We start from the raw sequence: 20,559 nt of genomic DNA on the forward strand, positions 1-20,559 counted from the left end.
ATATCGGGTTCGCGAAAGGCGCGGCAAACTCCCAACGATCTCCCCCCTTGTGGGGGAGATGTCCCGAAAGGGACAGAGGGGGGTATCAGTGGTGCGGCAGATTCTTTGCTTCCTTTCGCTCCTTTGCATCCTCCTCCCTCTCCCCGCCCTCGCCGCCTCAAAAGCCGATGTCGAAGCGCAGTTCCAAAGCTGGGTGCAACAGAACCTCTGGCCGGAAGCGCAGAAGGACGGCATTTCTGAAAAGACCTTCAAGGCCGCTTTTTCCGGCATAACGCTGAATTGGGATCTGCCGGATCTCGTGCCGCCGGGTTTTCCAAAGCCGAAGGAACAGCCGCAGACGCAGGCGGAATTCTCCTCGCCCGCCCCCTATTTCAACGAGGCGCGGCTGCAGAAGCTGGCGGCGACCGGGCGTAGCTTCGCTTCACAATATGGTCCGACGCTGAAAAGGATCGAGAAGGTCTACGGCGTGCCTGGGCCGATCGTGCTGGCGATCTGGGGTCGCGAGACCGGCTTCGGAGCGGCGAAACTGCCGAATTCGGCGATCCAGGTGCTGGCGACCAAGGCCTTCATGTCGACGCGCAAGGAGATGTTCCGCACCGAACTCATCGCAGCGCTCAGCATTCTTGAGCATGGCGACGTCACGCCCGATCAGTTCATGGGCTCCTGGGCCGGCGCGCTCGGCCAGCCGCAGTTCATGCCGACCAGCTATCTGAAATATGCTGTTGATTTCGACGGCGACGGCCATCGCAATATCTGGACGTCGGTGCCGGATACGCTCGCTTCCATAGCCAACTATTTAGTTCAGAAGGGCTGGCAGCGCGGCCGCGGTTGGGGCTACGAAGTGACGATCCCGGAAAATGTTTCCTGCGCGCAGGAGGGGCCGGATCTCGCCAAGCCGATTTCGCATTGGACCTCGCTCGGTATCGCCAGGATTTCCGGCAAGACTTTTCCGTCCGATGAGCTACGCGCGAATGGCATGATGCTCGTGCCGGCCGGCCGCGACGGGCCGGAATTCATCGTCACGCCGAATTTCTACGTCATCAAGGAATACAATAATTCCGATCTCTACGGCCTCTACATCGGCAATCTCGCCGACCGCATCGCCTATGGCTCCGGCGCCTTCCAGGGCCAATGGGGCGATGTCGGCAAGATGCTGCGCTCCGACGTCGCCGGCATGCAGGTGACCTTGGAGCACAAGGGATACGATGTCGGCGGCACCGACGGATTGCCGGGCTACAAGACCCGCCGATCGATCGGCCAATGGCAGGAAAAGAGCGGCCGCAAGCCCACCTGCTATCCCGACAGCTCGATGCTCGGCGTGCTGAAATAAGCGGAATTTGGCGGCTTTCGGCCCGAAGCAGACTAGCGTCTTGGCGTGAGCACCTTCAAGGATGCGTTGTTGCCGCTGCAGACTTCTCGCCAAGTCTCTTCATGAAGCGATCCATCTCAATGATGGCGCGTCGGTGCGTTCCCTCTCCGATGACACCGGCATCGTCGCGGCAGGTTACCTTGAACAGGAGCGACCTTCCCTCGATCTCGATCAACTCTATTTCGGCCGTGACGGTCATCCCGACAGGTGTTGCGGCGACGTGACTGACATCGACATGAGTGCCAACTGTGCGTTGCCCCGAGCTGAGGAAAGGCCGCAGGGCCTGCACGCATGTTTGCTCGATGAAGGCGATCATCATTGCCGTCGCCAGCACTGGCGGCATGTCACGGAAGCCAGGCCAAGATTCGTCGATCTCAGGCACAGTGTGAATTGGAGCAACGGAAAGGCGTTCCGTATGACGCAGTCCGACAGAGAGCAGAGGTAATGTGTTGGACTGGCTCATAGTTTCCCCAATCGCATGTTGATCGGCCAGGAAATCGGCAGCTTGCTTGTGGGGCTGCCCCAGATCGCCGAGATATCGCGGAAGAAGTTTTCTAGGATGTCGCCCCGCCCAGCCTCATTTACGCGCCGGACGGCGGACCAAGTCGACAGATAACCCAGCAATTCTCCGAGTTCCCAGACACGATCTATGGTCATTTCGGGATACGATATCTCCTCGAACGGAAACTCGATGTCGGAATATCCAGAGTCCACAAGCCTGCGCTCCGGCGGCCAGTAGGGGCCGATTTCATCGTGGTAGAAGCTATTGAACCGATCCTGAAGGTCAGAAGGCGCGAGCCGCATGACGTCGTAGCTGATCAACGCGATGACCGCGCCGTCATCTGCTACACGCCGTGCCTCCTCGTAGAATCGCGGGCGGTCGAACCAATGGGCCGCCTGTGCCGCGGTTATCAAACTCGCGCTTCCGTTAGGCAGCGGAAGTTGTTCCGCAGGTGCGCAGAGATACGCCACGTTGGCGTGCCGGTGCGCGTTGGCGATCTGGTCTTCGCTGGGATCGATGCCGATCACCCTCTTGAATTGGTCCGCGAGCTGTCGCGTCAGTTGCCCGTTTCCGCATCCGACATCGACAGCGCAACCCCGCCCGCCGACGGTCTGCGCCAGGAACGTCGAAAGTCCCGCGGGATATTCGGGTCTGAACAACGCGTAGGCGCTGCCCCCCTTGTCGAACCAGTTTTTGGCGGTTGTGATCTCGGCGTTCCCAGTCATGAATCTCTCCCGCACTTTTCGGCGTCCGCCAATCGATCCGCAAAGCCCTGTCTTTCCAAGGCAGTCGCGAGGTTTCCCAGAACTTTCAGGACCGGAAACCCGATCTCCGCCTCAAGCTCGCGGATGGCACGGAACGTCGTTTCCCAATGAGGTTCCAGCCTCTTCAGAAGTTCGGAGCCGCGCTTGGTCAGCTTGAGGCCGCTCTTCCGCCCGTCATCCAATGCATGCCGAACGACCAATCCGTCCTTCAGCATCAGGCTAACGGTTTGGCTAATCGCCCCTTGGGTGAGGCTGCTGGCGCTCGTAATGTCGGTCACGGTAACGGCTCCGGCGCTGAGGGCGCGCAACACGGGTGTGTAGCGGGGGCGATAGTCGATATCGAGTGCCCGATACCGCTCGGCCGCGCCTTGGTCGACAAGTTCGCTGACATAACGGAGGAGTTCGCCCAAACCGGGCCTGTCTTTGTTATTCATGATAAGCAAATTACATTAGCGCTAATGTAATTTCAAGTGAGCATCGTCTTCGCGCCCGTCGTCGGCAAAAAAATAGCGATGACCGCTATCGGCGCAAAGTTGCCGTCCATGACGCCCGGAAAACTTAACGGCACCTGCTACAGAATTCCGGAAATAATCCGCAAAGCCGGCTTTGCGTGCGAAGACCTTGCAATTTGACGGGAACGGGCTTATATCGGCATCAAATTCTTGATCGTGTGATGAAGAGTGGGCCGCAAGGACCCGCTCTTTTTTATTAGCTCGATCTCCAAATGCATGCACAATGCAGGAGTGAACGCTTGTCGGAAGAGACAAACGCAGACAATGCCAATGAACCGCGGCTGATCGTCGAAACCGGCCTCGACCAGCGGATTGCCGCCATCATCGAGCCTGTGCTTGTGGGCATGGGCTTCCGTCTGGTGCGCGCGCGCCTTCTCAATCAGAACGGCCTGACATTGCAGATCATGACCGAGCGCAACGACGGCACAATGACCGTCGAGGATTGCGAAGAGGTCTCGACGGCGATTTCGCCGGTGCTGGATGTGGAAGATCCGATCGATAAAGCGTATCATCTGGAAGTGTCTTCGCCCGGCATTGATCGCCCGATGGTGCGCAAGTCGGATTTCAGCCGCTGGATCGGTCATCTCATCAAGTGCGAGACCTCGATCCTGGTGGATAACCGCAAGCGGTTCCGTGGCAAGATCGCCGATGTCAGCGCCGATGGTTTTACGATCGAGCGCGACCAGGTTGCCTACGGCGAAGAGCCGAAGGTGACCATTCCGTTCAGCACGCTGGCCGATGCCAAGCTGATCCTGACGGACGACCTCATCCGCGATGCACTGCGCGCCGACAAGCTGGCGAAAGCCGAGGCTGCGAACCAGAACGAAGCGGACGAAGAAGAATAACCGATCAACGAACCGCCGTACGGGACGGGAACCCCCACGGCAGGAAGACGGAGACTAAAGACAATGGCAGTCAGTGCGAACCGGCTAGAACTTCTGCAGATCGCAGATGCAGTGGCGCGCGAAAAGGTCATCGACCGCGAGATCGTGCTTGCCGCTATGGCGGACGCGATCCAGAAGGCCGCGCGCTCGCGTTACGGCACGGAGTCGAACATCCGCGCCGACATCAATCCGAAGACCGGCGAAATCCGTCTGCAGCGCCTGCTCGAAGTCGTCGAAAAGGCCGAGGACTATTCCACGCAGATCCCGCTGGAACTGGCTCGCGACCGCAACCCCGACGCCGCCCTCGGCGATTTCATTGCCGATCCGCTGCCGCCGATGGATTTCGGCCGTATTGCCGCCCAGTCGGCCAAGCAGGTCATCGTGCAGAAGGTGCGCGAAGCCGAGCGTGACCGCCAGTTCGACGAGTTCAAGGATCGCGTCGGCGAAATCGTCAACGGCACGGTCAAGCGCGTCGAATACGGCAATGTCATCGTCGACCTCGGCCGCGGCGAAGGCATCATCCGCCGCGACGAGATGATCCCGCGTGAAAACTTCCGCTACGGCGACCGCGTTCGCGCTTACGTCTACGACGTGCGCCGCGAACAGCGCGGCCCGCAGATCTTCCTGTCGCGCACGCATCCGCAGTTCATGGTCAAGCTCTTCACCATGGAAGTGCCGGAAATCTACGATGGCATCATCCAGGTGAAGTCGGTTGCCCGCGATCCGGGCTCGCGCGCCAAGATCGCCGTCATTTCGAACGACTCGTCGATCGATCCGGTCGGCGCCTGCGTCGGTATGCGCGGTTCGCGCGTTCAGGCCGTCGTCGGCGAGCTGCAGGGCGAAAAGATCGACATCATTCCGTGGTCCAACGAACCGGCGAACTTCGTCGTCAACGCGCTGCAGCCGGCGGAAGTCGCCAAGGTCGTTCTCGATGAGGATGCAGAGCGCATCGAAGTCGTGGTTCCGGACGAGCAGCTCTCGCTGGCCATCGGCCGCCGCGGCCAGAACGTCCGTCTCGCCTCGCAGTTGACCGGCTGGGACATCGACATCATGACGGAGGCCGAGGAATCGGAACGCCGTCAGAAGGAATTCAACGAGCGTACCAACCTGTTCATGGATGCGCTCGACGTCGACGAAATGGTCGGCCAGGTTCTGGCCTCCGAAGGCTTTGCCGCCGTCGAAGAACTGGCCTATGTCGATCTTGACGAAATTTCGTCTATCGACGGTTTCGACGAAGAGACCGCCCAGGAAATCCAGGATCGCGCCCGCGAATATCTGGAGCGCCTGGAAGCCGAAATGGACGAGAAGCGCAAGACGCTCGGCGTTTCCGACGAGCTGCGCCAGATCAACGGCATGACCGCACAGATGATGGTCGCCCTCGGCGAGGACGGCATCAAGACGATCGAGGACTTTGCGGGCTGCGCCGCCGACGATCTCGTCGGCTGGACCGAACGCAAGAACGGCGAAACGAAGAAGTTCGAAGGCCTGTTCTCGAAGCTCGAAGTGTCGCGCGTCGAGGCCGAGCAGATGGTCGTGCAGGCCCGCCTGCTGGCCGGCTGGATCACCGAAGCCGATCTCGCCTCCGAGGCGGAAGAGGCAACGGAGGATGAGGCCGAGCAGGAAGCATGATGAGCACCGGGGGACCGGACGCATCGCCTGAAGACGACGATCTCAGCGGTGGCGACCTGAACGGCCGTATGTGCATCGTAACACGCGAAAGCGGATCACCGGATGAGCTGATCCGCTTCGTAGCCGCTCCGGACGGGACCGTGGTTCCCGATCTGAAGCGGCAACTGCCGGGACGCGGCTGCTGGGTCAAACTCGACCGGACGCTGGTGGACAAGGCAGTGGCGAAGAAACTGTTTTCTCGCGCCCTGAAGGCGGAGGTGACGGCACCGAGCGATCTCGGCGCCACCGTCGACCGCCTTCTTGCAGCGCAACTCGCCGGGATGATGAACATGGCGCGCAAGGCGGGCCAGTTCGTCAGCGGCTCGTCGAAGGTCGATGGCGCCGTTCGCAACGGCTCGGCACTTGCCGTGTTCCATGCGATGGATGCTGCCGCCGACGGCGTTCGCAAGATCGACCAGGCACGCAAGGCCTGGCATCTTGGTATGGAGACTGAAAAGGAAATACCGTCATTCCGTGTCTTCACGGAGGCGGAAATGGAAGAACTGATGGGCCAGAACGCTTTTATCCATGCCGCAGCGCTTGCAGGGCAGGCAGGAGAGGGTGTAGTGAAGCGCGCAAACCTGCTCGAACGGTACCGCAACGGCGGTCAGTCCCGGGCAACGGGCGGCGCTGGCCGGCGAAAACAATGACGCGGTCACCGGTCGATACCGGACGCCTCATTAAGGTACATGCATTGAACGACAGGGTCTGACGGACGATTCCGTACCCTGTCCGAAGGAACGGGAACGGAATGACCGATAGTAAAGACGACAAGACGCTGAGTGTTTCGGGTAAGAAGACCCTCACCCTGAAGCCCTCAGGCGTGAACCAGGGCACTGTGCGCCAGGACATAGGCCGCGGTCGCACCAAGGCGGTCGTGGTCGAAACTCGTAAGCGCCGCCCGCTACGCCCCGAAGACGAAAAGCCGATGATCACCCCGACGACAACGACGGCTGCCGCGACGGCATCCGTAACGCGCGTCGCGGAACCGACACCGCAGCCGCCGCGCCCGCCGCAGCCGGCTCCGCGCATTCATCAGCCGGGTGGCCAGCAGCAGCGGCCGCAGCAATCCAACCAGAACAACCAGCAGCGTCTGCAGCAAGACCGCTCGTCGCGACCGGTGGTTCTCAACCATCTGTCGGCCGGCGAAATGGATGCGCGACGCCGCGCACTTGCCGAAGCCCAGGCACGCGATGCCGCCGATGCGGTCCGCCGCGCCGAGGAAGAGGCTCGCCGCCAGCAGGAAGAAGAAGCACGCCGCATCGCTGAACAGGCCGAAGCTGCCCACCGCGCCGCCGAAGAGGCTGCCCGCGCCGCAGAAGCCAAGGTCGAGGCGCCCGCACCGGTCGAAGCCAAGGTGGAAGCACCGAAGCCCACGGTTCAGCCGGCCGCAGCGCCCGTCGTTGCCCGTCGCCCGGATGCGGCTCCCCAGGCTGCACGCCCCGGCGCTCCCGCCGCGGAAGCGCCCGCCAACCGCCGCCGGCTCAACCAAGAAGACGACGATCGCGGCCCGCCGCGTGGTGGCCCTGCTCGCGGCAAGGTCGTCCGCCCCGAACCGGCAAAGCCGGTCACCACGCGTCCGAAGACGGACGAGGAACGCCGCCGCGGCAAGCTGACAGTGACGACGGCCGACGTCGACGAAGACGGCAGCGCCCGCGGCCGTTCGCTTTCGGCCATGCGCCGCCGTCAGGAAAAGTTCCGCCGCAGCCAGATGCAGGAAACGCGCGAGAAGATTTCGCGCGAAGTCGTGCTGCCCGAAACCATCACCATTCAGGAACTGTCCCAGCGCATGTCCGAACGCGCCGTCGACGTCATCAAGTTCCTGATGAAGGAAGGCCAGATGATGAAGCCGGGCGACGTCATCGACGCCGATCTGGCCGAGCTCATCGCCGGCGAATTCGGCCATACCGTCAAGCGCGTTTCGGAATCGGATATCGAACAAGGCATCTTCAACGTTGTCGACGAAGACGGCGAAATGATTTCCCGTCCGCCCGTCGTCACCATCATGGGTCACGTCGACCACGGCAAGACCTCGTTGCTCGACGCCATCCGCCACGCCAACGTGGTGGCCGGCGAAGCCGGTGGCATCACCCAGCATATCGGCGCCTATCAGGTCGAGCAGAACGGTCAGAAGATCACCTTCATCGACACTCCCGGTCACGCCGCCTTCACGGCAATGCGTGCCCGCGGCGCTCAAGCGACCGACATCGCCATCCTGGTGGTTGCGGCTGACGACAGCGTGATGCCGCAGACGATCGAATCGATCAACCACGCCAAGGCGGCCGGTGTTCCGATCATCGTTGCGATCAACAAGATCGACAAGCATGAAGCCAATCCGCAGAAGGTCCGCACGGAACTGCTGCAGTACGAGGTCTTCGTCGAATCCATGGGCGGTGAAGTGCTCGACGTGGAAGTTTCCGCGAAGAACCGCACCAACCTCGACAAGCTGCTCGAAGCCATCCTGTTGCAGTCGGAAATCCTTGATCTCAAGGCCAATCCGAACCGCACGGCAGAAGGCACCGTCATCGAAGCCCAGCTCGATCGTGGCCGTGGCTCCGTTGCCACCGTCCTCGTTCAGAAGGGCACGTTGCGTCCGGGTCAGATCGTCGTTGCCGGCGACCAGTGGGGCCGTGTGCGCGCACTGATCAACGACAAGGGCGAGCATGTGAAGGAAGCGACGCCGGCGACGCCGGTCGAGGTTCTCGGTCTGTCGGGCACGCCGGCGGCGGGCGACAAGTTCGCTGTCGTCGAAAGCGAAAGCCGCGCTCGCGAGATTTCCGAATATCGTCAGCGTCTGGCCCGCGACAAGGCCGCTGCCCGTCAGTCCGGCCAGCGCGGTTCGCTTGAACAGATGATGACCCAGCTACAGAGCGTCGGCGTGAAGGAATTCCCGCTGGTGATCAAGGGCGACGTGCAGGGCTCGATCGAAGCCATTGCCGGCGCGCTCGACAAGCTCGGCACCGACGAAGTTCGTGCCCGCATCGTCCATTCGGGCGCAGGCGGCATCACCGAGTCCGACGTGTCGCTGGCCGAAGCCTCCAATGCGGCCATCATCGGCTTCAACGTCCGCGCCAACGCTCAGGCACGTCAGTTCGCCGAGCGCGAAGGCATCGAAATCCGCTACTACAACATCATCTACGATCTCGTCGATGACGTGAAGGCGGCGATGTCGGGCCTGCTGTCTCCGGAACGTCGCGAGACCTTCCTCGGCAACGCCGAAATCCTCGAGGTGTTCAACATCACGAAGGTCGGCAAGGTCGCGGGTTGCCGCGTCACCGAAGGCAAGGTCGAGCGCGGCGTCGGTGTTCGTCTGGTACGCGACAACGTCGTCATCCACGAAGGCAAGCTCAAGACGCTCAAGCGCTTCAAGGACGAAGTCTCCGAAGTCAATGTCGGCCAGGAATGCGGTATGGCCTTCGAGAACTACGAAGACATTCGCGCCGGCGACACGATCGAGTGCTTCCGCGTCGAGCACATCACCCGTACGCTGTAAGGCAGGATAGATTGAAATATTGGGACGGGCGCCGGAACATCCAGTCCGGCGCCCGAACCTTTTGGGACCAAGACAAATGGCAACAAGACCAACTTCTTCCGCGCCCTCGCAGCGCATGCTTCGCGTCGGCGAGCAGGTGCGCGCCGCGATCACTCAGGTTCTGCAGCGCGGCGAAGTGCGCGACGACCTGATCGAGCGCACCGTGATCTCCATTTCCGAAGTGCGCATGTCGCCGGATCTGAAGATCGCCACCGCCTATGTGACACCGCTCGGCGTCGCCGATCATCAGATCGTCATCGAAACGCTCAATCGCCATGCGAAATTCATCCGTGGCCGTCTCGGGCCGCAGCTTCGGCAGATGAAATACATGCCTGAAGTCCGTTTCCGCGACGATACCAGCTTCGACAACTACCAGAAGATCGACGCGCTGCTGCGCTCGCCGGAGGTCCAACGCGACCTCGAAGACGGCAATACCGACACCGACGAAGATCGATAACAGAGACAGAGAATGTCCAAACCACGCAAGCCCAAAGGCCGTCCGATCTCGGGCTGGCTGATCCTCGACAAGCCGGTAGACTTCGGCTCGACAGAGGCCGTTTCCAAGATCAAATGGCTGTTCAAGGCGCAAAAGGCGGGCCATGCCGGCACGCTCGATCCGCTTGCCTCCGGCATGCTGCCGATCGCCCTTGGCGACGCCACCAAGACCGTTCCCTATGTCATGGACGGCCGGAAGATCTATGAATTCACCGTCACCTGGGGCGAAGAACGCACCACGGACGACCTCGAAGGCGAAGCAACCGAGACTTCGGACAAACGTCCGAGCGAAGAGGATATTCGCGCGCTGCTGCCGAAATATACGGGCGTCATCCAGCAGATCCCGCCGCAGTTTTCCGCGATCAAGATCGCTGGCGAGCGCGCCTATGATCTGGCCCGCGATGGCGAAACGGTTGAAATTCCGTCGCGCGAGGTGGAAATTTTCCGCCTGACGCTGCTCGCCTGCCCCGATGCCAATACGGCGCATTTCGAAGTGGAGTGCGGCAAGGGCACCTATGTCCGGGCGCTTGCCCGCGATTTCGGCCGCGATCTCGGTTGCTACGGCCATATTTCCGGCCTGCGCCGCAGCTTCGTGGCACCCTTCGCCGAGGAGGCGATGGTGCCGCTCGCCGATCTCGTCGCACTTGAGGCTATCGAGGATGCGGACGAACGGCTCGCCGCCCTCGACGCTCTGTTGATCGATACGGCGGAAGCACTGTCAGCACTGCCGCATCTCGTCATCAACGACGACCAGGCGCATCGCCTGAAGATGGGCAATCCCATTCTCGTGCGTGGGCGCGATGCGCCGGTCGCCGAGAGCGAGGCCTATGCCACGGCGCGCGGCAAGCTGATCGCCATCGGCGAAATCGGCCAGGGCGAATTTCGGCCGAAGCGCGTCTTCGGCTGAGTTTCGGCCAGCCGGAAAATACAGCTATTGCGGGTAATGGCGATGCGATATGCTCCCGACGGGCCATGACGGCCCTCAAGGGAGAGAACATGCGCAGAATTACCATCGGAATACTGGCAGTCCTTTCGTTGTTCCTCACAGTAGTGAGCGCGCATTCCGGCGAGCGCTGGGCCGGGCTGCCGGCTTTTCCGCCGATGCCGCAGCCGAAGACGAGCGGCATGGCCGATGTCAACGACATCAAGATGTATTATGCCGAATATGGTGCAGGCGACCCGATCCTCTTCATCCATGGCGGACTCGGAAATGCCGACGTCTGGGGCCGTCAGGTTGCCGATTTCGCGAGAGATCATCTGGTCGTCGTTGCCGACAGCCGCGGGCATGGCCGCTCAACGCGCAGCCAGCAGCCCTTCGGCTACGATCTGATGACCTCGGACTACGCCGCGCTGCTGGACTATTTGAAGATTGGCAAGGTGACGCTGGTCGGATGGTCGGATGGCGGCATCATCGGCATCGACATGGCGATGAAATACCCCGACAAACTGACGCGTGTGATCGCCCAGGCGGCAAATGTGACGACCGACGGCCTGAAACCTGACGTCCTGAACAACAAAACCTTCAACGACTACATCAATGTCGCCGGCGACTATTACAGGAAGCTGTCGCCAACACCGAATGAATACAAGGCTTTCGTCGATCAGATCTCGCAGATGTGGGAGACGCAACCGGCATGGACGGCAGCCGACCTTGGAAAGATAACGGTGCCTGTCACGCTTGCCATCGGCGACCATGACGAGGCGATCAAGCTCGACCACACACAGATGATGGCGAAGGACATTCCCGGCGCAAAGCTCGTTATCCTGAAGGACGCTAGCCATTTCGCCATGCTGCAAGATCCCGAGGGTTACGATGCGATGATCCGCGATGCGATGGCGGGGCGCTGAAAACCGCCCAGGGGAGAACCCTCTTTCCATTGGCGCTCATTTGGTTTATAGGCAGCGCCAGCATCGGGCCTGCCCGATTGCATTCGCGGCCAATGCTGGACGACATCCCGGCGTTTGGCGACATTATTTCCTCTCATAGAAAGGACCATCCGATGTCGATTACTGCTGAGCGCAAGGCTGCGCTGATCAAGGAATACGCTACTGCCGAAGGCGACACCGGTTCTCCGGAAGTCCAGGTTGCGATCCTGACCGAGCGCATCAACAACCTCACCGACCACTTCAAGGACCACAAGAAGGACAATCACTCCCGCCGTGGCCTCCTGACGATGGTTTCCAGCCGGCGCTCGCTTCTTGACTACCTCAAGAAGAAGGACGAAGGCCGTTATACCAAGCTGATCTCCAGCCTCGGTATCCGTCGCTAGTAATTTTCCGGCGGGCGTTCGCGTGAACGTCCGCCGGATGCTTATGAAGGGTTTGAAACCCATCAGACTTGTTTCCGTCGCGTTTTCCGTTTGCGCGATGTGAGACAGCCGGCAGGCCGGATGGGCCGGTTCTGCCAACACCAACCGTTGACCTGTCATGGGGCAGGATTGCCGGATGCTTTCAGCCGAAGCTTCATGCTTCGGCCGACCTTTGAAAGCCTCTCGTTGTCTTGCCCGTGATGCGTCACATTTCGTGCGGTTGAAGATGCGCCTTGCCGATACGGACGACGGCGCCTTTTCCCGCACTACGCAAGGACAAGATATGTTCGATATCCATACCGTCGAAATCGAGTGGGCCGGCCGCCCGCTGAAGCTCGAGACCGGCAAGATCGCCCGCCAGGCCGATGGCGCCGTCATCGCGACCTACGGCGAAACCGTTGTTCTCGCCACCGTCGTTTCCGCCAAGTCGCCGAAGCCGGGCCAGGATTTCTTCCCGCTCACCGTCAACTACCAGGAAAAGACCTATGCAGCCGGCAAGATCCCCGGCGGCTATTTCAAGCGCGAAGGACGCCCGAGCGAAAACGAAACCCTCGTTTCCCGCCTGATCGACCGTCCGATCCGCCCGCTTTTCCCGGAAGGCTACAAGAACGACACGCAGGTTGTCGTCACCGTCATCCAGCATGACCTCGAAAACAATCCGGATATCCTGTCGATGGTCGCCACCTCGGCAGCGCTGACGCTCTCCGGCGTTCCGTTCATGGGCCCGATCGGTGGCGCCCGCGTCGGCTACATCAACGGCGAATACGTGCTCAACCCGCATCTCGACGAGATGGAGGAATCGAGCCTCGACCTCGTCGTCGCCGGCACGCAAGAAGCCGTTCTGATGGTCGAGTCCGAAGCCAAGGAACTGCCGGAAGACGTCATGCTCGGCGCTGTCATGTTCGGTCATCGCGGCTTCCAGCCGGTAATCGACGCGATCATCAAGCTCGCCGAAGTTGCCGCCAAGGAACCGCGCGATTTCTCGCCGGAAGATTATTCCGCACTCGAAACCGAGATGCTCGGCCTCGCTGAAGCCGAACTGCGTACCGCGTACAAGATCACCCAAAAGGCCGATCGCTACGCTGCCGTCGACGCCGTCAAGGCGAAGGTCAAGGCCCACTTCCTTCCCGAGGAAGGCGAAGCCAAGTACACGGCCGAAGAAGTCGGCGCCATCTTCAAGCACCTGCAGGCGAAGATCGTTCGCTGGAACATCCTCGACACCTCGAGCCGCATCGACGGCCGCGACCTGTCGACCGTTCGCCCGATCGTTTCGGAAGTCGGCCTTCTGCCGCGCACGCATGGTTCGGCGCTGTTTACCCGCGGTGAAACGCAGGCAATCGTCGTCGCCACGCTCGGCACCGGCGAAGACGAACAGTATGTCGACAGCCTGACGGGCATGTACAAGGAGCGCTTCCTGCTCCATTACAACTTCCCTCCCTACTCCGTTGGCGAAACCGGCCGCATGGGTTCCCCGGGTCGTCGCGAAATCGGTCACGGCAAGCTCGCATGGCGCGCTATCCGCCCGATGCTGCCGACGGCGGAACAGTTCCCCTACACGCTGCGCGTCGTTTCCGAGATCACCGAGTCGAATGGCTCGTCCTCAATGGCAACGGTTTGCGGCACCTCGCTCGCTCTGATGGACGCCGGCGTTCCGCTGGCCAAGCCGGTTGCCGGCATCGCCATGGGTCTGATCCTGGAAGGCGATCGCTTCGCCGTTCTCTCCGACATTCTCGGTGACGAAGACCACCTCGGCGACATGGACTTCAAGGTCGCCGGCACCGCCGACGGCATCACCTCGCTGCAGATGGACATCAAGATCGCCGGCATCACCGAAGAGATCATGAAGGTTGCGCTCGGCCAGGCACAGGGCGGTCGTGCCCACATCCTCGGCGAAATGTCCAAGGCAATCACCGAAAGCCGCGGCCAGCTCGGCGAATTCGCACCGCGCATCGAAGTCATGAACATCCCGGTCGACAAGATCCGAGAAGTCATCGGCTCCGGCGGCAAGGTCATCCGCGAAATCGTCGAAAAGACCGGCGCCAAGATCAACATCGAAGACGACGGCACCGTCAAGATCGCCTCGTCCTCCGGCAAGGAAATCGAAGCGGCCCGCAAGTGGATCCACTCGATCGTTGCCGAGCCGGAAGTCGGTCAGATCTACGAAGGCACGGTCGTTAAGACCGCTGATTTCGGCGCTTTCGTCAACTTCTTCGGCGCCCGCGACGGCCTCGTCCACATCTCGCAGCTCGCCTCCGAGCGCGTTGCCAAGACGACCGACGTCGTCAAGGAAGGCGACAAGGTCTGGGTCAAGCTCCTCGGCTTCGACGAGCGCGGCAAGGTTCGCCTGTCCATGAAGGTTGTCGATCAGGCAACCGGCCAGGAAATCGCTGCCGAAAAGAAGAAGGACGACGCGGCCGAATAAGCTGCGCCTTCACGCACGTTTCGGGGCGCGGGATCTTTTCCGCGCCCTTTTTATATTATCGGTGCCGACCATTTTTGTAGAAACTAAGTGCCCGGCCCCTCACCCTAACCCTCTCCCCGTTCCAACCCGGGAAAGGGCTAGGGTGAGAGGCAGGCGCGAAGTAGAAAATGCCGCGCATATCCGACAGACGAAACCCATTTCCATGACGAGATCACGCCCATGAGCCGCGATGCCCTGAAGACCCTGTTCCATCCTTTTGCTTCCGGCACTGTTGCCGCGCCTGGCGAGGGCAAGCAGATCCTGTTTCTTGGCGCCGAGGCGGGCTTTGCGCTGCCAGGCGATTTTGCCGCCGAGCTTTCCGCCGTCCAGGGTTTCCGTCCCTTCTATCGCCAACTGCAGGCGCAGCGTGTCAATGTGACGCCGGAAATCGAAGATAGGGATTATGACGGCGCGCTGGTGCTCAGCACCAAGCACAAGGGCGAAAACGAAGCCCATATTGCCGAGGCGCTGAAGCGCGTGAAGGCGGGCGGGCTGATCGTCGTCGCCGGCGGCAAGGAAGACGGCATTCAGCCGCTACGCAAGCGCATCGAAGGTTTTGGCCTGGATGTCGAGCACATGCCGAAATACCACGGCGTGGCCTTCTGGTTTACGCGTCCGGCCGACACAAGCGCTCCGGCAGCGCAACTGGCGAAGCCTGCTACGCGCATCGACGGCCGGTTCACCACTGCTGCCGGCATGTTCTCGCATGATCGCATCGACGCTGGCTCGGAACTGCTGGCATCGCGCCTGCCGACCGATTTTTCCGGCGACGCCGCCGATTTCGGCGCCGGCTGGGGCTATCTTTCCGTGGAACTGGCGACCAAATCGCCGCGGATCGCGCGCCTTGACCTCTACGAGGCCCACTACAACGCATTGGAGGCCGCCCGCGCCAATCTCCTTGAAAATTGCCCGAAGGTCGCCCAGCGCTTCTTCTGGCACGATCTGGCAAGCGAGCCGGTCAAGGACAAATACGATCTGGTGATCATGAACCCGCCATTTCACGAGGGCCATGCCGCCGAGCCTTCGCTCGGCCAGGCAATGATCAAGGCGGCATCCTCGGCACTGCGCGGCGGCGGCCGCCTGATGCTGGTCGCCAATCGCGGCCTCCCCTATGAACCGGTGCTGGCGGAAAATTTCCGCGAGCATGGCGAGACCTGCCGCAACGCGCGCTTCAGGGCGCTGTGGGCAAAGAAATAAGCGCTGAAGGCGGCCGATTGGCCGCCTTTTTAATGCGTGGGATTTAGCTGGTTCGGTTCGAGCGAGGCATCAGGTGATCCCGCAGGATCAGGAAGTTTCTTTCGACGAGAAACCACAGCGTTGCCGCCACGATGAAGCAGGTGGCGAGATAGATGACGAAGCCGGAAAGCCCCTGAAGATTGTCCTTACCGAACACCATCTGGTCGAGATGGTAGACGCCCTTGTGGGTCAGATAGAGGCTGTAGGAGAGCGTCGCGATACCTGATATCGCTGGAAGATGCCAGCGCCCGATCCTGGGCTGCAGGTCCAGCAGCGCACCGAGAATGAACGCCACGCCCGCCGAGAAAAGCGGAAAGCCGACCACCGCCCCTGGAAGAGGCTGAAACACAAGCGGCAAATTGGTTTCCGCAAAAGGCCCGCGGACCGAGAAGACCACGAGCGCCGCTGTCACGAACATGCCGCCGATGCCGAGCGCGAGATATGGCGGCATGTATCTTTCCCATAACAATGGCTTGAACAGCCGGATCGCGGCGAGAACGACGCCGAAGGTCAACCCGTCCAGTCGATTGTAAGTCGGATAATAAACGTCCCTCAGATAGACTGCGAGCGCTGCCCTGTAGGCGTGCATTTCCGCAGCAGGGCTGACTTGGTTCTGCCAGAGGGCAAATCTCAGGCCCATGCCGGCCATGACGATTGTCGCAACCAGAAAGGCGATGAAGACCACTGTAGCGCGCCGCTTCAGCAAGACGACGAGAACCGGCAGGACGAGATAGAAATGTTCCTCGACGCTTAGCGACCAAGCTTCGGTGAATGTGGCGCCGAAGCGCGGATCGAGCCCGAAATTGGCCGTGAAGGTCAGGAACCGCCAGGCCGATTGCATCGTCGGCGCGTCACGCAGGGAGGGAATGAACGTATAGAAGGCAAGCACCAGCAGAAAGGCCGGCAATATGCGGAATGCCCGGCGCAGGTAAAAGGCCTTGAAGTCGACGGCGTTGCTGCGCGCGGCTTCCGCCATCAGTTGGGTTCCGATGAGATAGCCGCTCAGCACAAAGAATATGTCGACACCGATCCAGCCATAGGGCCTGATTCCGGCCAGCGGCAATGGAGTCGCCTCCGCCGGAAGATGCACGAGCATGACGAGCAGGATGGCGAGCGCGCGCAATACATCCGGGCCTAATGCCCTTGTGGTGGCAGCAGCGTCGAGCGACGCCGTCTCATCCAATGGATCGAACGGCTTGGGATTGGCAACAGTTATGGTGTTCACGGCTGGGGTTCCCGTAAATGGTCAATGAATGCCGATGGACATGCAGGAAATACTGTTGAATGCCTGCCTTGTATCGGAATTCCGGCCGGTCGTAACGGGCCATCCCCGGCAAGATAGAATTAACCTAAAATTTTCGTAAAATCTTATCGAATGAAGATTAACGCGCCCGATTCGGCGCCTTGGAGGCCCATTCGCGGCTCAGCACGGCATAGACATATTCGTCGCCCCAGATGCCGTTGAAGCGATCGTTTTCGATCAGATGCGCCTCGCGCCGCAGACCAAGCCGTTCGACGACGCCGATGGATCCGATGTTCTTCGCATCCAACCGCGCGAAAATCCGGTGAAAGGCGAACCTGTCGAAACCGAGGGTGTCATCAGCATTCACAATGTTTGCGGCAGCACAGCCGCTCAGTCCAGTCGCGCTGCCGGCAGCTCCACCTCACCCAGACGGCGCGGGATCAGGTGGACATGTGCGTGAAAGATTTTCTGACCGGCTGCACGGCCAATATTCGAGCCGAAATTGAATCCGCTGACGGATGCGTCCTCTGTGCCGATTGCCTCTCGGCACTGCATGGCAAGTTCGTGGATGGCTTCACGCTCTTGCGCATCGGTCGCAAAAATATCGGTCACATGGCGCTTGGGAATGATCAGTGTGTGCAGCGGCCTAACCGGGAATTTGTCTCTGATCGCGAAGTTAGCCGAATTTTCGGTGAGGATGGTCAGTTCCGACGTGCGGCAGAAGATACAAATCTGATGCGACACGCGGGCCTCCAAAAAACTAGGGCCGCTCGCAGCGGCCCCAATATATTGCAGATTTGCACAGTCGAGGCGACGGCCTCGGTATCCGGATGTCGGAAATTTACTCGGCGTCCGCGCTCGACAGCGTTTCCAGCGTCGGCATCGAGGTGATGTTGTAGCCGGCATCGACAAAATGAATTTCACCGGTGACGCCAGCCGATAGATCGGACAAGAGATAGAGCGACGACGAGCCGACATTGTCTATGGTGACCGACTTGCGCAGCGGCGCGTTGCGCTGGTTCCACGAGAGAATGGCGCGGGCGTCGGAAATGCCGGCGCCGGCGAGCGTTCGGATCGGGCCGGCGGAGATGGCGTTGACGCGGATGCCGCGCGGGCCGTAATCGGCGGCGAGATAACGCACGGAGGCTTCCAGGGCCGCCTTGGCGACGCCCATGACGTTGTAGTTCGGGATGACGCGCGTCGAGCCGTTATAGGTCAGCGTCAGCATGCTGCCGCCTTCGACCATCAGCTCGGCGGCGCGCTTGGCGATCTCGGTGAAGGAGAAGCAGGAGATCACCATGGTGCGAGTGAAATTATCGCGCGTGGTGTTGGCGTAGAGACCCTTTAGCTCGGCCTTATCGGAAAAGCCGATGGCATGGACGATGAAGTCCAGCCTGCCCCAGCGTTCCTTGATCTGGTCGAAGACGGAATCGACTGAAGCGATATCTTCGACATCGCAAGGCAGAAGGAAATCGGAGCCAACTTCGGCAGCAAGCGGCTTGACGCGCTTGCCGAGCGCCTCGCCCTGGAATGTGAAAGCCAGTTCCGCGCCTTCGGCAGCAAGCGCCTTTGAAATACCCCAGGCAATCGAATGATTGTTTGCGACGCCCATGATGAGGCCGCGCTTACCCTGCATGATTCCCGTCATTGCCTTATCCGTTATAGCGCTGGAATACGAGCGTCGCGTTGGTGCCGCCGAAGCCGAAGGAATTGGAAAGAGCCGTGTCGATCTTGGCATTGTCGATGCGCTTGCGCACGATCGGCACACCTTCGAATTCCGGGTCGAGTTCGGTGATATGAGCGCTTTCGCCGATGAAGCGCTCCTGCATCATCAGGATCGAGTAGATCGATTCCTGCACGCCGGCTGCGCCGAGCGAATGGCCCGTCAGCGACTTGGTCGACTGGATCGGCGGGATCTTGGCTCCGAATACCTCGCGAATGGCGCCGATTTCCTTGCTGTCGCCGACAGGCGTCGAGGTGCCGTGGGTGTTGATGTAGTCGATATCGCCCTTCACGGTCGCGAGTGCCTGACGCATGCAGCGCATAGCGCCCTCGCCCGACGGCGCGACCATGTCGTAGCCGTCCGAAGTGGCGCCGTAGCCGACGATTTCGGCGTAGATCTTGGCGCCGCGCGCCTTGGCATGTTCCAGCTCTTCCAGCACCAGCACGCCGGCGCCGCCGGCGATGACGAAGCCATCGCGCTTGGCGTCATAGGCGCGCGAAGCGGTTTCCGGGTGATTTTCGTTGAAGTCGGAGGACATGGCGCCCATGGCGTCGAAGAGGTTCGACATCGTCCAGTCGAGATCTTCGTGGCCGCCGGCGAACATGACGTCCTGCTTGCCCCACTGGATCATCTCGGCGGCATTGCCGATGCAGTGCGCCGAGGTCGAGCAGGCCGAGGAAATAGAATAGTTGACGCCGTGAATCTTGAACCAGGTGGCAAGCGTCGCCGATGCCGTCGACGACATCGACTTCGGCACGGCGAAGGGGCCGATGCGCTTCGGGCTGTTGTTCTTGCGGGTGATATCGGCGGCTTCGATCAGCGTACGGGTCGACGGACCACCCGAGCCCATGATGATGCCGGTGCGCTCATTGCTGATGTCGCTCTCTTCGAGGCCGCTATCGGCAATCGCCTGCTTCATGGCGACGTGGTTCCACGCGCCGCCCTGCGACAGGAAGCGCATGGCGCGGCGGTCGACCAGATCCGTCGTGTCGATCTTCGGCGAGCCCCAGACCTGGCACTTGAAACCGTGTTCGGCGAAATCGGAGGAGAAAGAAATGCCCGACTTGGCTTCGCGCAGCGAGGCGGTGACTTCCTGCGCATCGTTTCCAATCGAAGAGACAATACCCAGACCCGTAACTACTACCCGTCTCATGTCGATGACCTTTTCTAAAAGCTCTGTCTTTGTGGGGCGGCGGTGCCGCAGCTCAGGCAGTCTTGTCCTTGGACAGGCCTACGCGCAGGTCTGTCGCCTGATAGATGACCTCGCCATCGGCCTTCAGCCAGCCGTCGGCGGTGCCGAGGACGAGGCGGCCGCGCATGACGCGCTTGAAGTCGATGCCGTATTCGAGAAGCTTGGTATCCGGACGAACCATGCCCTTGAACTTCACTTCGCCCGTGGACAGCGCCATGCCACGGCCGGGCTCGCCGAGCCAGCCGAGGAAGAAGCCGGTCAACTGCCACATGCCATCAAGGCCGAGGCAGCCCGGCATGATCGGATTGCCGGCAAAATGGCAGGGGAAGTACCAGTCGTCGGGACGCACGTCGTATTCGGCGCGAATGTAGCCCTTGTCGAAGGCGCCACCGGTTTCGGAAATATCTGTAATGCGATGGACCATCAGCATCGGCGGCAAGGGAAGCTGCGCATTGCCCGGGCCGAACAGTTCGCCGCGGCCGCAGGACAGGATTTCCTCATAGTTGAAGCTGGATTGTCTCGTCGTCATAAAGTTCCGTTTCCCCCGCGCAAATGCCGATTGATGTGAAGCTTTAGTGTAAGATCGACAGAAAATGAAGCGCAAGCATGACGCTCGCATTCCATCGCCCTATCGGACACACTTCACTGTTATGTGGTGGTCGCATACAG

The 20,559-nt window shown here is 60.9% G+C and carries 19 protein-coding genes and 1 pseudogene; 11 read left to right on the forward strand and 9 right to left on the reverse strand.

What is annotated here, in order from left to right:
- Nucleotides 1-58 precede the first annotated feature (58 nt).
- On the forward strand, nt 59-1,330 hold the full coding sequence (locus GGD50_RS29960) for a lytic murein transglycosylase (protein WP_107106463.1): 1,272 nt from the start codon (nt 59-61) through the stop codon (nt 1,328-1,330).
- Nucleotides 1,331-1,385: 55 nt separating this feature from the next.
- Here the strand turns inward: GGD50_RS29960 and GGD50_RS29965 are convergent, their stop codons facing one another.
- The 3 genes from GGD50_RS29965 to GGD50_RS29975 are packed head-to-tail and all read right to left on the reverse strand — an operon-like array spanning nt 1,386 to nt 3,045.
- On the reverse strand, nt 1,386-1,832 hold the full coding sequence (locus GGD50_RS29965; RefSeq protein WP_107106462.1) for a thioesterase family protein: 447 nt from the start codon (nt 1,830-1,832) through the stop codon (nt 1,386-1,388).
- Nucleotides 1,829-2,596 (reverse strand): class I SAM-dependent methyltransferase, encoded by a 768-nt coding sequence (locus GGD50_RS29970; protein WP_107106461.1) that lies wholly within the window; start codon nt 2,594-2,596, stop codon nt 1,829-1,831. Before GGD50_RS29970 ends, GGD50_RS29965 begins: the two co-directional genes overlap by 4 nt.
- A complete protein-coding gene (locus GGD50_RS29975) occupies nt 2,593-3,045 on the reverse strand; it encodes a MarR family winged helix-turn-helix transcriptional regulator (RefSeq protein ID WP_245407393.1) in 453 nt (150 codons plus the stop codon). Before GGD50_RS29975 ends, GGD50_RS29970 begins: the two co-directional genes overlap by 4 nt.
- Before the next feature lie 341 nt (nt 3,046-3,386).
- On the opposite strand from GGD50_RS29975, the gene rimP reads away from it, so the two are divergent.
- The 10 genes from rimP (at nt 3,387) to GGD50_RS30025 (ending at nt 15,693) form a co-directional block, all read left to right on the forward strand.
- Complete coding sequence (gene rimP, locus GGD50_RS29980; protein WP_107106459.1) at nt 3,387-3,992, forward strand: ribosome maturation factor RimP; 606 nt, start codon at nt 3,387-3,389, stop codon at nt 3,990-3,992.
- A 63-nt stretch (nt 3,993-4,055) separates the two neighbouring features.
- The gene (gene nusA, locus GGD50_RS29985; protein WP_107106458.1) at nt 4,056-5,660 is read left to right on the forward strand and encodes a transcription termination factor NusA; all 1,605 of its coding nucleotides are present in this window, start codon (nt 4,056-4,058) and stop codon (nt 5,658-5,660) included.
- Nucleotides 5,657-6,349, forward strand: a complete 693-nt coding sequence (locus tag GGD50_RS29990; RefSeq protein ID WP_107106457.1) for an RNA-binding protein — start codon at nt 5,657-5,659, stop codon at nt 6,347-6,349. Before nusA ends, GGD50_RS29990 begins: the two co-directional genes overlap by 4 nt.
- Before the next feature lie 101 nt (nt 6,350-6,450).
- The gene (gene infB, locus GGD50_RS29995) at nt 6,451-9,192 is read left to right on the forward strand and encodes a translation initiation factor IF-2 (RefSeq protein ID WP_107106456.1); all 2,742 of its coding nucleotides are present in this window, start codon (nt 6,451-6,453) and stop codon (nt 9,190-9,192) included.
- 76 nt (nt 9,193-9,268) lie between these two features.
- Nucleotides 9,269-9,688 (forward strand): 30S ribosome-binding factor RbfA, encoded by a 420-nt coding sequence (rbfA, locus tag GGD50_RS30000; protein WP_107106455.1) that lies wholly within the window; start codon nt 9,269-9,271, stop codon nt 9,686-9,688.
- A 12-nt stretch (nt 9,689-9,700) separates the two neighbouring features.
- On the forward strand, nt 9,701-10,633 hold the full coding sequence (gene truB / locus GGD50_RS30005; protein WP_107106454.1) for a tRNA pseudouridine(55) synthase TruB: 933 nt from the start codon (nt 9,701-9,703) through the stop codon (nt 10,631-10,633).
- A gap of 89 nt (nt 10,634-10,722) precedes the next feature.
- Nucleotides 10,723-11,574: an alpha/beta fold hydrolase gene (locus tag GGD50_RS30010; protein ID WP_107106453.1), complete on the forward strand. Its 852-nt coding sequence runs from the start codon at nt 10,723-10,725 to the stop codon at nt 11,572-11,574.
- A gap of 152 nt (nt 11,575-11,726) precedes the next feature.
- Nucleotides 11,727-11,996 carry a 30S ribosomal protein S15 gene (gene rpsO, locus GGD50_RS30015; RefSeq protein WP_028754662.1) on the forward strand — a complete coding sequence of 90 codons (270 nt, stop codon included), beginning with the start codon at nt 11,727-11,729 and terminating at the stop codon, nt 11,994-11,996.
- Nucleotides 11,997-12,318: 322 nt separating this feature from the next.
- A complete protein-coding gene (gene pnp, locus GGD50_RS30020; RefSeq protein ID WP_107106614.1) occupies nt 12,319-14,457 on the forward strand; it encodes a polyribonucleotide nucleotidyltransferase in 2,139 nt (712 codons plus the stop codon).
- A 219-nt stretch (nt 14,458-14,676) separates the two neighbouring features.
- Nucleotides 14,677-15,693, forward strand: a complete 1,017-nt coding sequence (locus tag GGD50_RS30025; RefSeq protein WP_107106452.1) for a class I SAM-dependent methyltransferase — start codon at nt 14,677-14,679, stop codon at nt 15,691-15,693.
- A gap of 43 nt (nt 15,694-15,736) precedes the next feature.
- Here the strand turns inward: GGD50_RS30025 and GGD50_RS30030 are convergent, their stop codons facing one another.
- From GGD50_RS30030 to fabA, 6 genes and pseudogenes are all read right to left on the reverse strand, one after another.
- Nucleotides 15,737-16,957, reverse strand: coding sequence for an acyltransferase family protein (locus GGD50_RS30030; protein WP_107106451.1), 1,221 nt, complete (start codon nt 16,955-16,957; stop codon nt 15,737-15,739).
- Between the two features lie 157 nt (nt 16,958-17,114).
- A pseudogene (locus tag GGD50_RS30035) lies at nt 17,115-17,336 on the reverse strand (GNAT family N-acetyltransferase); the annotation flags it as partial.
- Between the two features lie 29 nt (nt 17,337-17,365).
- On the reverse strand, nt 17,366-17,719 hold the full coding sequence (locus GGD50_RS33030) for an HIT family protein (RefSeq protein WP_107106450.1): 354 nt from the start codon (nt 17,717-17,719) through the stop codon (nt 17,366-17,368).
- Between the two features lie 97 nt (nt 17,720-17,816).
- Nucleotides 17,817-18,623, reverse strand: a complete 807-nt coding sequence (gene fabI, locus GGD50_RS30045) for an enoyl-ACP reductase FabI (RefSeq protein WP_107106449.1) — start codon at nt 18,621-18,623, stop codon at nt 17,817-17,819.
- 4 nt (nt 18,624-18,627) lie between these two features.
- A complete protein-coding gene (fabB, locus tag GGD50_RS30050) occupies nt 18,628-19,851 on the reverse strand; it encodes a beta-ketoacyl-ACP synthase I (RefSeq protein WP_107106448.1) in 1,224 nt (407 codons plus the stop codon).
- Nucleotides 19,852-19,903: 52 nt separating this feature from the next.
- On the reverse strand, nt 19,904-20,419 hold the full coding sequence (fabA, locus tag GGD50_RS30055) for a 3-hydroxyacyl-[acyl-carrier-protein] dehydratase FabA (RefSeq protein WP_107106447.1): 516 nt from the start codon (nt 20,417-20,419) through the stop codon (nt 19,904-19,906).
- Nucleotides 20,420-20,559 lie beyond the last annotated feature (140 nt).

Origin of the sequence: Martinezella paranaensis (assembly GCF_014200235.1) — a bacterium.
Lineage (GTDB): Bacteria > Pseudomonadota > Alphaproteobacteria > Rhizobiales > Rhizobiaceae > Rhizobium > Rhizobium paranaense.

Excerpts from the sequence above, each read along its gene's own strand:
- GGD50_RS29960 (WP_107106463.1), top strand. The coding sequence starts at position 59 with ATGTCCCGAAAGGGACAGAGGGGGGTATCAGTGGTGCGGCAGATTCTT.
- GGD50_RS29965 (WP_107106462.1), bottom strand. The coding sequence starts at position 1,832 with ATGAGCCAGTCCAACACATTACCTCTGCTCTCTGTCGGACTGCGTCAT.
- GGD50_RS29970 (WP_107106461.1), bottom strand. The coding sequence starts at position 2,596 with ATGACTGGGAACGCCGAGATCACAACCGCCAAAAACTGGTTCGACAAG.
- nusA (WP_107106458.1), top strand. The coding sequence starts at position 4,056 with ATGGCAGTCAGTGCGAACCGGCTAGAACTTCTGCAGATCGCAGATGCA.
- GGD50_RS29990 (WP_107106457.1), top strand. The coding sequence starts at position 5,657 with ATGATGAGCACCGGGGGACCGGACGCATCGCCTGAAGACGACGATCTC.
- infB (WP_107106456.1), top strand. The coding sequence starts at position 6,451 with ATGACCGATAGTAAAGACGACAAGACGCTGAGTGTTTCGGGTAAGAAG.
- rbfA (WP_107106455.1), top strand. The coding sequence starts at position 9,269 with ATGGCAACAAGACCAACTTCTTCCGCGCCCTCGCAGCGCATGCTTCGC.
- truB (WP_107106454.1), top strand. The coding sequence starts at position 9,701 with ATGTCCAAACCACGCAAGCCCAAAGGCCGTCCGATCTCGGGCTGGCTG.
- GGD50_RS30010 (WP_107106453.1), top strand. The coding sequence starts at position 10,723 with ATGCGCAGAATTACCATCGGAATACTGGCAGTCCTTTCGTTGTTCCTC.
- rpsO (WP_028754662.1), top strand. The coding sequence starts at position 11,727 with ATGTCGATTACTGCTGAGCGCAAGGCTGCGCTGATCAAGGAATACGCT.
- pnp (WP_107106614.1), top strand. The coding sequence starts at position 12,319 with ATGTTCGATATCCATACCGTCGAAATCGAGTGGGCCGGCCGCCCGCTG.
- GGD50_RS30025 (WP_107106452.1), top strand. The coding sequence starts at position 14,677 with ATGAGCCGCGATGCCCTGAAGACCCTGTTCCATCCTTTTGCTTCCGGC.
- fabI (WP_107106449.1), bottom strand. The coding sequence starts at position 18,623 with ATGACGGGAATCATGCAGGGTAAGCGCGGCCTCATCATGGGCGTCGCA.
- fabB (WP_107106448.1), bottom strand. The coding sequence starts at position 19,851 with ATGAGACGGGTAGTAGTTACGGGTCTGGGTATTGTCTCTTCGATTGGA.
- fabA (WP_107106447.1), bottom strand. The coding sequence starts at position 20,419 with ATGACGACGAGACAATCCAGCTTCAACTATGAGGAAATCCTGTCCTGC.